Source organism: Bacillus cereus group sp. Bc010, assembly GCF_027716745.1.
GTDB classification, from domain to species: Bacteria; Bacillota; Bacilli; order Bacillales; family Bacillaceae_G; genus Bacillus_A; species Bacillus_A pacificus.
Genome location: NZ_JAQFUY010000030.1, coordinates 41,944 through 52,674 on the forward strand (window position 1 = coordinate 41,944; position 10,731 = coordinate 52,674).

A 10,731-nucleotide genomic window follows, 5' to 3' on the forward strand; every position below is an offset into this window, starting at 1 on the left:
ATTCTAATGGCAACTTGTTGCAAAGGGTATTCCTATAAAATTAAAAGCTTGAACCTATTGATACACAAGGGTTTAGGCTTTTTTAAATTTATGAAGCAATGAAAACAAGTTTAATAAATTAAGAGATTTCATATTGTTGAGTCGTCGAATATTGAAGAATTTAATTAATAATTTCACGTACCATAATGTTAATAAAAAAATATATTCTAAATGGTTGTATAACAAGAAACAAAAGGTTTATAATAAGAACGAATGTTCTGTTTTTGGAGGCTAAAACGATGTTTGATTATTCAAAGTGCATGAATCGAATGATACTCTGCATAGATCTTTGTTCTTTTTTTGCCAGTTGTGCGTGTGTCATGAGGGGATTAGATCCTTTAAAAGTAAAATTGGCTGTTGTCGGTGACGTAAATAGAAAAGGATCTATCGTGCTTGCTGCCACTCCCGAACTTAAAAAAATGGGCATTTCTACAGCAACAAGATTATATGAAATCCCAAAAGATCCGAACATTATTATTGTGAATGCAACAATGAAAAGATTTGTTGAAATTTCAAATCAAATTACTGAAATCTATACAAAGTATGTGGCGCTTGAAGATCTACACGTTTACTCAATAGATGAGTGCTTTCTAGACATGCAACAAACAGCGCATCTTTTCGGACGTGATCCAATTGTAATTGCTAAAAGAATTCAAAAAGAGATATATGATACAACGGGTATAACTGCATCTATTGGAATTGCACCTAACTTATTTCTTTCAAAGGTAGCTCTAGATGTAGAAAGTAAATATTCAAATTCTAGAATTGCAATGTGGTCATACGAAGATGTTTCAAAAAAGTTATGGGAAGTTAAACCTCTTCGCAAAGTATGGGGAATTGGAAAGGCTACGGAAGAGGCGTTGCACAGCATGGGGCTATTTTCCTTAAAGGAAGTTGCAAAAACGCCTAAAGAAAATCTGATTAAGAGGTTTGGCAAAGTAAAGGGTGAAGAGTTACATCGCTTCTCATATGGTATAGATGAGAGTCGGATTGCAAATAAATACATTCCAAAAAGTACCTCTATTACAAAAGGACAAATCTTGTTAGAGGACTGTTTCAGCCCAAATAAATTAAAATTACTTCTTTTAGAACAAATTGAAGAAACTTGTTTTCGTTTACGATCTATGGATAAATGCTGTCGTACGGTTGAGCTTTCTATAGGCTATAGCAAATACATCGGTGGAGGATTTAAACGAGCGATTACCTTAGATCAACCGACATGTTTAACGGAAGATGTCTATGCTGCTTGTTTAAGCTTATTAAAAAAGTTTCACTCTGGTCATCCGGTGCGCCAAATACACATCACTCTAAAGAATTTGACCAGGGACGATGCAATTCAAATGTCACTGTTCGAAGATACGTCCCAAAAAGATACTAAAAGGAAATTAGCAAAGACAATGGACGGAATCCGGCATAGATATGGTAAAAATTCAATTATGCGTGGAATTAGCTATATTAAAGGGGCTACACAAAGAGAAAGAAACGGAAAAATAGGTGGACATAAAGCATAAGGAGGAATACAGATTATGATTGATAGAGGTATGATGCGATGGGTTCCATTCTCAGCCATAAAAGAACAATTTGAAGGATTAAATGAAATGTATGAAAAACAAAACGAAGTACCGATGCCTATTTTAGATGAACAAAAACTAGATCTTATAAATGATATTGTATGTTGTGCAATGGCTGAAAATAAGCAAGTAAGTATTTCATACCAAAAAGAGAACAAGGTATATTCCGAAGTGGGTTATATTCATTATTACGATATGGTCTGTAATGAGTTAAGATTTAGGAACCAACATGATAATGTACAATATATAAAAATCAATCATGTCACAGATATAAAATATACATAATACTTTAAAAAATATTGGGTGGAGGAGTTATAATGAAAAGTCAAAAAGAGCTTATCTATCATTTTAGAAAGTTTTGGGACTTTGAGTATATTGCTTTAGAGAAAAAGGGTTTGGGCTTTCCAGAACTAGAAGAAGCAATTTTCCATTATAACATGCATAAATCTGATGAGAATTTAAAATTTTAAGAATGTTGGATACATCGTGAATTTGTGGATGGAGAGGAATTAAGAACAGTTCAAATCACATATGAAGATAGTAATATCAATAGAGTTGTTCGTTTATGGGGATCTAAGAGAGAGAAAGATGGAAAAGTTCTTGCAATGACAATGGATTTTTTAAATATGGAAACTAAAGAACTGGAATGTGAGATAGATATATTAAATAAAGGTGGAGATAATTAAATATTCATACGCATAATTAGAATTGTGTCTTTACTAAAATTGACTCTGTTTCATAAAGAGCAATTTATAAAATAAACAGAACATAAAAGTAAATTTAATAAAGATATACATAAGAAAAAGAGTCCGTTATTATTAGGACTCTTTTTCTTATGACCACTCATGTATTCCTTCATGAGATCCAGACTTCCATTAGCAATTTTTTAAGAGTTTAGGAAGCCTGTTTTTTACGAGAACGAATTTTTCTATACCGACCGTGTTTTACAACATGCCGAACGTCTAATTCTTTATAACCTTTATTTTGGATAGTTTCTGAAACATCTACGATAATTGTGTTAGTTAAAATATTTACTACATAACCATTTAATTTTAAAGAAGGATTCTTGCGATCTGAAAATTGTACATAGTCACCAATTTTAATTGTTGGAACTGAAATAGTCTTTTCCATAAAAATACCTCCAAAATTTGTAATGTTATAAACTAACCTTCAAATTATTAAGTATGTTTTTCGTTTTTAAGAATTTATTTGCTTTTATATAAAGCTCGAATAGATCGGCGCTTAAAGTAACTGTCATATTATCCCTCATACATTTAAGGATTATGATATCTTGTTCTTCATGTTCAAACATTTTTGCATATCCTAATACTTGATATACCCAACCATTCTTTTTATGAACATAAAATTCTCCACGTTTTGCTTTAGCTGCTTTCATATTTGCTCCTCCTCTGATTTTGAAATTTAAAACCCATAGAGAAACCCAGCAATCAAATATGTAGTAAAAAGCATCGCTATAGCAATACCAAACGTTCCAAAGAACCAAATTTGAGAATTAATACAGTCCTCAATTCCAAACCATTCACATAAGGATCTATAACTCTTTAAAGCATCTTGTTTGAAACTTATATGCTCTAATTCTTTTGATTGATTCTGTGCTATAATAGAATTACAATTGTTAACTTTAGATAAGGTATTTGCCATTCGAATCACCTTCCTAGTTAATGATGTAGGAGAAAAAGTCCTGACTATCTGGCGGTGGTAAGGGCTTTTTCTTGTTTACTATTTACGAGTTAGCCTGTTCATACCATTACGTGTGACTAACCAGACTTTCCCGCTTTTTCTTGCTTCATTTTCATAGAACTTTCCACGGTTGCACCACTTATTAACAGTGTTTTCCGCTAGTCCCCATATTTGTTCAGCTTCTCTTGTTGTATAAACGAAAAATAGAGCTTCCTCTAATTTTTCATTTTTAATTTCATCCATTAGTTGTTGTAGATCCCTCCTTTGTTTTCTTATACTTATTATAAAATCATTTTGTCTTGTTTGCAAGACAAAATAAGAAAAATTATCCATATTTTTTTCGACAAAATAAAAACCTAATTAAATTAGGTTTTAAAGTGTAGTATGACCTCGATTAGAATGTTCTTTTAGGTTTTGATCTTTTACAATATTTTTTATATTTTTCTCCATTCTTTCACAAACTCTAGATCTGCATTACTTTGAATAATCAACATTTTTTCTGTATTTTCTATAATTTTTTTGTTAATTCTGTTAACATCATCATCTGACAAATATGTAATTTGGCTGTATATAAAAACCTTACCTTTTTTTCTTTGTAAGGGGTATGCACCTATACAGATTTTAGGTGAAATAGGAAGTACATAATCAGCTTCTTCAAATTTGTTGACTAGAATAGGTTTATCAGAAAGAAATAAATTTTTTTCTCCTCGAGTTTTGTAAATTCGTAATTGAAATTTACTCATCAGATGTTCGAATAATTTATGAAATGCACTTTCCGAGTTTGTTTTTAAATAATTCAAAGCATCCTCTAATTTATCTCCGAAATAAAGTTCTTTAGCAAATTTTACAGCCGTATTTTGACCACTGGTCATCAGGAGATAATGTATTGGTTTCATAAAATCAGGAATATCCTTATTGTCATCAATCAAATTCTTTAAATGTGGACTGCGAATTAATGTCAAAATCAAATGTAAAAGTAAATTAGCCTCGTCTTTTGACCATTCTACTGTTGCAACTTTAACCATCTTGTTGAATTCGATGTCTGCTTTATCTGATTCTAGTACATCAACAAGTTTACGAAATCTACGTGCTATTGAGTCTTCAAATTTACCATAAATGTCCTCCATTTCATTTCTATTTACATAATTTCCTTCATTATCCTTTACTTCATATAAATCGTATTCTTGCATAATATTTTCGGTTTTCTTTTCCGAAATTTCAAAGGGATTTGTTTCTAAATTCACTGTGAGACAATAACCCTTAGTAATTTCAAATGGTCTTATAGAAAATTGAGGAATATAATGTTGTTTTTTCGTAAATGCCTTTTTTTTTACCATGTTAAAGTAACAAATCCTTCCCTTTTATTTTTGTCGAAATAATTTTATCATAATAATGTTATGTTACTTTTGATTTGGCTTTATTTCTATCATTTGTATTTGAAAAATGTCACTATCCGTTATGCCTAATACTTGCATTTCTTCCTTTAATGAACGCCAAGATTCAATTTTTATTGATTTTGTAGACTTGTCTAGCAAAGTATATTGGTGTATAAAATATGACTCCTCATTTTTCTTCATCTTAAATCCTCCATTTCACCTGAAAATCTGTAGATATATAAATTCGATGCATTAAGTGTATTTTTTTAACCCGTGTTCTCGTTAGGGTATGCGTAGTATGTATGGTATCTTTTTAAGAATATGATACATTCCGAACCTAACTTAAATTCGGAATGTATCAAGTACATTATCCTTTTCTTCTTTATTAATTCCAATGTATCTTAGTGTAATTTGTGGTGTACTATGATTCAATATTTCTTGTAACATAGCAATATCTTTTGTTTGCTTGTAAAACCAATATCCAAATGTTTTACGCATAGTATGAGTACCTAAAGATTCTACTCCGGCAAAATCTCCGGCTTTTTGTAATTGTCGATAAGCTTGAATTTTACTAATGGGTTTATCCCCTTTTCTAGAAGGAAATAGCCAGGTACTTTTTAGATCTTCAGCATATGGAAGTACTTCCTCAAAAATGGATGTAATATTTATGATACGTTCCTTTTTTGTCTTTCCTTCTTTCACTTTAAATTCTTTTCGTTTTTTTCGCTTCAGTTTTAAAATTTCACTCGTTTCCATTTTAAGTAAGTCACTTACACGTAAACCCGTATTAATACCAATTAGAAATAAAATGTAATCACGATCTGAACAATGACGTTTAAGAGACCATTTCATGTCTTCGAGCTGTTCTTTGCTCCGAATTGGTTGTACATCGATTAAATGTTGCTTTTTATCCATCTGTTTTTCAATCCCTTTATTTTCAACGATTTGAATGTATACTTTTTTGTCTGTTTTTATAATATCAATGAAATCAGATGTAAGTCAATGTTTAAACGGAAATGAAAGTAAACTTTTGGGTAAAAGTTTACATTGGAGTTTTGAATCATTTATAACTAATTTTGTAATAAATTTCTCAATATAGATATAGATGTTATTTATGGTTTTATATAGAAAAATAACGAAAAATATAATATTATAAAAATTAAGCTGGTTTCTGTCATTTGTTTTTCCCTTACGTTAAAGATAAGGTCATACTCTCCGATCTTATCTTTTTCATTTGTAGTTTGGTAATATAAAAAGAGAATCCTTATAACAAGACAAGGATTCTGCAACAGGAAAGAACAAACATATAACAATAAAAAGAATTACTTATATTATAATTTAAAAATAAGATAAATTTATTGAGAAAATTCAGAATGAATTGAACATTTATGCGCATTAATTTATAATTGCTTAAGAGTTGGAGTAATAATCCGTCATCTGTTCCTTTTTCTAAAGAAGATTGATTTCAATCTTCTTTTTTTTATTCATCTTCCTTAGAAAAAAGGGACACTATATAGAATGAAAACTTTTTAAACATTCAAAGTCACAATTAGTTTCTCTACAATAACTTTTATAAGACTCTTCATACACGTCCCATAATGGCAGATAACAGTTAGCGGTTAATTCCCTCTCTATAATTTTCATATCTATTAAATATTCGTGAAATGTGTAAATTGAATAAGAATCAATGTAATTGTAATACTCATCTTCCATCTATACCGCTCCTTTCAATTTGTAAGATACTTACAGTTTGTTCTATTCAGCTAAGTGGTATACGTAGTTTTCAAGAAATCTCTCCGGAATAAAAATAAAATCTACGTAAAATATATTTTGAATTTTCTTTTGATTTGAGTTATACTAAAAAAAAGAGTCAAGTCTCCTTTAGGCTATGTATTTTACAAAACCCCAATTCTAACATACGAGAATTGGGGTTTTGTAGTATGTTTCTCTTCCTTCCTACATCCTTTTGATTAATGCAAAGATGACTTTTCCCTCTTTTCTCGCATATACACTGCAAATTGCATCATTTCTTTTTGGGTAAATTGCTTTCCTTCAGTTGCCCCTTGTTTAGCCGTCCCAATATATACTAAATCATCCCATTTAGAAAACGGTTCTTCTCCTTTAAAGACCATTTCACTATATCTTTTCCATTCCCCGTCAATGTTTACTACATTATATCTTCCCTCATTAGCTAAGAAACTCATTGCAAACATTTTATCAGAGTAATAGAAATCACATTCTCTATTCGGATCGAGTAATTCTTCCCAACTAATATTAGCCTTTAAATCTTCTTCTGGAATTTCACGTTTCTCTGTTTCAATAAGTTCATAAGATGAAATAGGTAAATCGTCTAACTCATCATCATATACTTCTTTCATGATCCAACAGTCTTTACTTGCGCCTTCTGCATAATATTGATACCAACTATTGTCATGCGTTTTAAATACATAAATAAATCCATCTGTAACTGTCTTACGATAAGTTTCAACGATATAACTGCGATCAAAATACCCCGTTTGGTCATATAGTGTATCATCATCATGATAAGTTTCAGTTTCAATAATGAGTTTCTTTTTCTCGCCCTCAATTACATATTCATAGCCGTCGACTACTGGAAAGTCTTCTGGATAATCATTCATACACCTTTTTTCCATTAAGCAATCCTTTACTTTGCTTATGGCTGCTTCAGGAATTTCCTCTAACTCTACGAACTTTTCAAATTCATTATTAATATCTATTCCATAAGGTTCTAATATTTGATGCAATTGTCTAGCAACCCTTGTTTCTTCATAAATCATATATTCATACTCTTTAGGATTGAATTCTGTTACTAAAACATACGTATCCAAAGGGTTTATCGTATATGTATTTACCCATTTATTAGGCTGATTGAAAACTCCGTGTGGGATTAAATATGGTTCTGGTGCAAATACTGAAGAAAGATGTAAAGAGGTGAAAAGCTCCCTAGTAGAATCTAGTCTTAAGTAGCAATTTCAAATAGTTCATGGATGAACTCCACTTGATTTTGGGGTACAGCCGAGATACGTGTAAAAATAGGTCATAGGCTTACTTTTATTTCCAATGTGATTTCGTCTAAGCTTTCATTTTCACTTTTCATGTAAACTGTGGATTTGAAATATATATGCTATAATTCAGTTAATATTAATTATATTCTGGAAATTGAGAGGTAACTATATGCCAAATTCACAAAAACTTTTAATGCTTGATATTTCATACTATGAAACTTTTTCTAAACGAATTGATACCTCGTGGGGATCATTATTTTGTAATGAAAACCAACCCAATTATTATGACTCAAATCATGCACATATTATTGATGAGTGTTTACATCCGCAGTCAGTTATAGACGAGGTTATTAGCTATTATCAGTCTAAAAAAATTATACCAAGGTTTTACATCTATAATTTAGAGAGCCAACAAAATCTAATTACTGAATTAAAAGCAAGGAATTTTAGATATGAAGAACTCGTTAGTCCTGTTCAATTATGGAATAATAGAGTGATTGACATTCAGAATAATAAAAGAGTTACTATTGAAAAAGTAACAAAAGAAAATTATCAAGAAGCTTTAGATATAGAGAGTAGTATTAAAGAGTTTGGAGGTAAGGAATCGATTGAGAAAGTTTATAAAGAACAATTTAATCATTCTTCCTTCACACATTATCTTCTTCGGTTTGACGGGATAGCTTGTTCAACTGCTTGTATTTTTGAAGATGGGGAACAAGCTCGAATGGAAAGTGTAGCTACAATTAAAGAATTCAGAGGTAAAGGCTTGATAGGTGAAATTATTCAATTTATACAAAAAGAAGTAATAAATAGAGGAATTAAAAAACTTTGGGTTTTTCCAATAAATGAATCAATAGAAAAAGTATATCAGAAGTATGGATTTCAAACCGTAAAAAAGTTAACAAACGGACATGCGTTTTTAAGTGGGAAAAGTATTAGAGAAGTTCAAGAATAATTCTTATTGAACTAACGGGTGCATTTGTGGAATCAGCTTCAATAAAATGATCAAATTTTTTATAAAGAAGTGAATCGATTATATTAAATAAGAACATGTTTTGATTAACATGTTCTTTATATTTGCTTCTATATCATGGTTGTTGATAGTAATTTAATCAAACTTTATTTTAAAGCTACATAAACAAACGTTTATTTGAAAAATGAGAACTAGAATAAAATAGTCATATAACTATTTTAATTAGACATAGCATTCTTTATTCTGTAGACGGTTTGCCGAGTTATACCGTTTTCCTTTGCAATATGAGAAATGGCTTCGCCATCATTTAACATTTCAAACACTTGATTGTACACTAGCCTTTTTTGAGGGTCTTTTGCTGTTGGAGAATAGATGGTTGGTCTTCCTTTATAGACACCTTTCTGTTTGGCTATTGAAATTCCTTGTGCTTGTCTCCTTTTCGTTTCTGTTCGTTCCTGTTCCGCAATCATAGCCAAAATTTGAATGATTAAATCTTTGATGAATTTATCCAATAAAGAGTTTCCAATTGCTCCTGCCATAATAGGTAGGCTAGTAATAATTAACTTTACTTCCTTTCTCTTTAGATAATTAACAGTCTCAATAATTTCATCATAATTACGCCCAAGTCTGTCGATAGCTTCTACCATAAATGTATCTCCACTTCGAACAAATTGTAACGCCTCCTGAAATGCTTCTCTATTATGAACAGATGCACCAGATTTTTGTTCCGTGAATATTTTTTCTGCTCCAAATTCCTTTAATTTTTGTATCTGTCTATTTAAATTTTGATCTAAAGTTGAAACTCTAGCATAAGCAATTTTCATTTTTCGAAATTCACCTCATTTTTCAATCTATTATCATACACCCTAATCATACAATTCGAACCGAGCATTTTCAATAAGGGTTTCTTTGCCCATCCCCCGAAAAAGGGGAATAAGACAAAATATACCAATTTCGTATTAACCGGTGTATTGTATAAGTTAATTTAGTTATGTACTATTAAAAAATGAATCCAAACATGTTTGGGATTCATTTTTATTTTTTTATAGCAAATATTTAAAATTCCACTTGTCACAAAAATGGACGTTTTTGTGACAAGTAAAGGTATCAAAGATTTAAGTCGCGTAAACTAGTAATCTCAATGTAACAAAAATACGTAACAAAATAATTTTGTAACAATATCTATTTTATATCGTTTTTGATACAATAAAACGGAAAAGGAGGAATTCTATGAAGTTTGGATATATGCGGGTATCTACCATTGATCAAAATTTAGATCGCCAGGAACAGCAACTAAGAGATGCTGGGTGTGAGCGTATGTTTTTTGAAAAAGTAACAGGAACCACACGAAATCGTCCTGAGTTAAATCGTATGTTAGAGTTTCTACGTAACGGAGATATAGTAGTAGTAACAGACTTGACTCGACTTTCAAGATCTACAAAAGACTTAATTGAAATTACCGAACTTATTTCTCAAAAAGGAGCGAATTTGAAAAGTTTAAAAGAGTCCTGGATTGATACAACAACTGCACATGGAAAAATGCTTTTTACTGTTTTTGCAGGAATTGCTCAATTTGAAAGAGATTTAACTTCAGAACGAACAAAAGAAGGAATTTTGGCAGCAAAAAAACGAGGGAAATTTCCTGGTAGACCCTCTATAGATAAAGAAAAATTAAATTATGCATTTTATTTAATGGAACAAGGGGCAAGTATCACAGAAGCCGCTGAAAAATCTGGGATATCTAGAATGACTATTTATCGCAATAAAAATAGGAACTAATACAAAATGACGTGTACTTGATAACACAGATATATTTTAACTAAAAGGATGGATTTTCAAATAGATATGGACACTAAGAACAGACTGAAAATTTTATCAGACGATGAAATACATCGTCTTTATAGTAGGCCTATATTTACACTTCAAGAACGTGCGCAATATTTTACACTTTCACATGTAGGGGTACCGCCACATGCCCATCAACTTAAGAACGAAAACAAAATGAACTTTCGTTCAAACAAACTAAAAAACACGTAATGTACTTT

The 10,731-nt window shown here is 30.8% G+C and carries 13 protein-coding genes and 1 pseudogene; 5 read left to right on the forward strand and 9 right to left on the reverse strand.

The genetic code is table 11. From position 1 onward, the window contains the following. Window positions 1-278: 278 nt before the first annotated feature. The 3 genes and pseudogenes from PDQ68_RS23245 (at window position 279) to PDQ68_RS28915 (ending at window position 2,296) form a co-directional block, all read left to right on the forward strand. Window positions 279-1,550, forward strand: coding sequence for a Y-family DNA polymerase (locus PDQ68_RS23245; protein ID WP_270786995.1), 1,272 nt, complete (start codon window positions 279-281; stop codon window positions 1,548-1,550). 15 nt (window positions 1,551-1,565) lie between these two features. Beyond that, on the forward strand, window positions 1,566-1,895 hold the full coding sequence (locus tag PDQ68_RS23250) for a YolD-like family protein (RefSeq protein ID WP_023524113.1): 330 nt from the start codon (window positions 1,566-1,568) through the stop codon (window positions 1,893-1,895). Window positions 1,896-1,927: 32 nt separating this feature from the next. Then, a pseudogene (locus PDQ68_RS28915) lies at window positions 1,928-2,296 on the forward strand (hypothetical protein). A gap of 208 nt (window positions 2,297-2,504) precedes the next feature. Here PDQ68_RS28915 and PDQ68_RS23265 read toward each other — a convergent pair. The 8 genes from PDQ68_RS23265 to PDQ68_RS23300 form a co-directional block, all read right to left on the reverse strand. Next, window positions 2,505-2,741: a DUF2187 family protein gene (locus PDQ68_RS23265; protein ID WP_048536220.1), complete on the reverse strand. Its 237-nt coding sequence runs from the start codon at window positions 2,739-2,741 to the stop codon at window positions 2,505-2,507. A gap of 25 nt (window positions 2,742-2,766) precedes the next feature. Beyond that, window positions 2,767-3,006 carry a hypothetical protein gene (locus tag PDQ68_RS23270; protein WP_270786998.1) on the reverse strand — a complete coding sequence of 80 codons (240 nt, stop codon included), beginning with the start codon at window positions 3,004-3,006 and terminating at the stop codon, window positions 2,767-2,769. A 26-nt stretch (window positions 3,007-3,032) separates the two neighbouring features. Next, window positions 3,033-3,272, reverse strand: a complete 240-nt coding sequence (locus PDQ68_RS23275; protein WP_270787000.1) for a hypothetical protein — start codon at window positions 3,270-3,272, stop codon at window positions 3,033-3,035. A 78-nt stretch (window positions 3,273-3,350) separates the two neighbouring features. Beyond that, window positions 3,351-3,554, reverse strand: a complete 204-nt coding sequence (locus PDQ68_RS23280; RefSeq protein ID WP_098605209.1) for a helix-turn-helix domain-containing protein — start codon at window positions 3,552-3,554, stop codon at window positions 3,351-3,353. Between the two features lie 191 nt (window positions 3,555-3,745). After that, on the reverse strand, window positions 3,746-4,648 hold the full coding sequence (locus PDQ68_RS23285; RefSeq protein WP_270787001.1) for a DUF4238 domain-containing protein: 903 nt from the start codon (window positions 4,646-4,648) through the stop codon (window positions 3,746-3,748). Between the two features lie 63 nt (window positions 4,649-4,711). Beyond that, complete coding sequence (locus PDQ68_RS23290) at window positions 4,712-4,888, reverse strand: hypothetical protein (protein ID WP_000739172.1); 177 nt, start codon at window positions 4,886-4,888, stop codon at window positions 4,712-4,714. A 141-nt stretch (window positions 4,889-5,029) separates the two neighbouring features. Then, a complete protein-coding gene (locus PDQ68_RS23295) occupies window positions 5,030-5,602 on the reverse strand; it encodes a tyrosine-type recombinase/integrase (RefSeq protein WP_000358766.1) in 573 nt (190 codons plus the stop codon). A 1,055-nt stretch (window positions 5,603-6,657) separates the two neighbouring features. Then, a complete protein-coding gene (locus tag PDQ68_RS23300) occupies window positions 6,658-7,596 on the reverse strand; it encodes a hypothetical protein (protein WP_270787003.1) in 939 nt (312 codons plus the stop codon). A gap of 286 nt (window positions 7,597-7,882) precedes the next feature. Between PDQ68_RS23300 and PDQ68_RS23305 the strand changes: the two genes are divergently transcribed. Further along, complete coding sequence (locus tag PDQ68_RS23305; protein ID WP_001133935.1) at window positions 7,883-8,668, forward strand: GNAT family N-acetyltransferase; 786 nt, start codon at window positions 7,883-7,885, stop codon at window positions 8,666-8,668. A gap of 236 nt (window positions 8,669-8,904) precedes the next feature. Here PDQ68_RS23305 and PDQ68_RS23310 read toward each other — a convergent pair whose 3' ends face one another. Next, entirely contained in the window at window positions 8,905-9,510 is a 606-nt protein-coding gene (locus tag PDQ68_RS23310; RefSeq protein WP_000686376.1) for a recombinase family protein, read from the reverse strand. A gap of 406 nt (window positions 9,511-9,916) precedes the next feature. Here PDQ68_RS23310 and PDQ68_RS23315 point away from each other — a divergent pair, with 406 nt between their 5' ends. Continuing rightward, window positions 9,917-10,465, forward strand: coding sequence for a recombinase family protein (locus PDQ68_RS23315; RefSeq protein WP_270694730.1), 549 nt, complete (start codon window positions 9,917-9,919; stop codon window positions 10,463-10,465). The last annotated feature ends 266 nt before the right edge of the window (window positions 10,466-10,731 follow it).

Excerpts from the sequence above, each read along its gene's own strand:
- PDQ68_RS23245 (WP_270786995.1), top strand. The coding sequence starts at position 279 with ATGTTTGATTATTCAAAGTGCATGAATCGAATGATACTCTGCATAGAT.
- PDQ68_RS23270 (WP_270786998.1), bottom strand. The coding sequence starts at position 3,006 with ATGAAAGCAGCTAAAGCAAAACGTGGAGAATTTTATGTTCATAAAAAG.
- PDQ68_RS23305 (WP_001133935.1), top strand. The coding sequence starts at position 7,883 with ATGCCAAATTCACAAAAACTTTTAATGCTTGATATTTCATACTATGAA.
- PDQ68_RS23295 (WP_000358766.1), bottom strand. The coding sequence starts at position 5,602 with ATGGATAAAAAGCAACATTTAATCGATGTACAACCAATTCGGAGCAAA.
- PDQ68_RS23280 (WP_098605209.1), bottom strand. The coding sequence starts at position 3,554 with ATGGATGAAATTAAAAATGAAAAATTAGAGGAAGCTCTATTTTTCGTT.
- PDQ68_RS23250 (WP_023524113.1), top strand. The coding sequence starts at position 1,566 with ATGATTGATAGAGGTATGATGCGATGGGTTCCATTCTCAGCCATAAAA.
- PDQ68_RS23315 (WP_270694730.1), top strand. The coding sequence starts at position 9,917 with ATGAAGTTTGGATATATGCGGGTATCTACCATTGATCAAAATTTAGAT.
- PDQ68_RS23310 (WP_000686376.1), bottom strand. The coding sequence starts at position 9,510 with ATGAAAATTGCTTATGCTAGAGTTTCAACTTTAGATCAAAATTTAAAT.
- PDQ68_RS23275 (WP_270787000.1), bottom strand. The coding sequence starts at position 3,272 with ATGGCAAATACCTTATCTAAAGTTAACAATTGTAATTCTATTATAGCA.
- PDQ68_RS23285 (WP_270787001.1), bottom strand. The coding sequence starts at position 4,648 with ATGGTAAAAAAAAAGGCATTTACGAAAAAACAACATTATATTCCTCAA.
- PDQ68_RS23290 (WP_000739172.1), bottom strand. The coding sequence starts at position 4,888 with ATGAAGAAAAATGAGGAGTCATATTTTATACACCAATATACTTTGCTA.
- PDQ68_RS23265 (WP_048536220.1), bottom strand. The coding sequence starts at position 2,741 with ATGGAAAAGACTATTTCAGTTCCAACAATTAAAATTGGTGACTATGTA.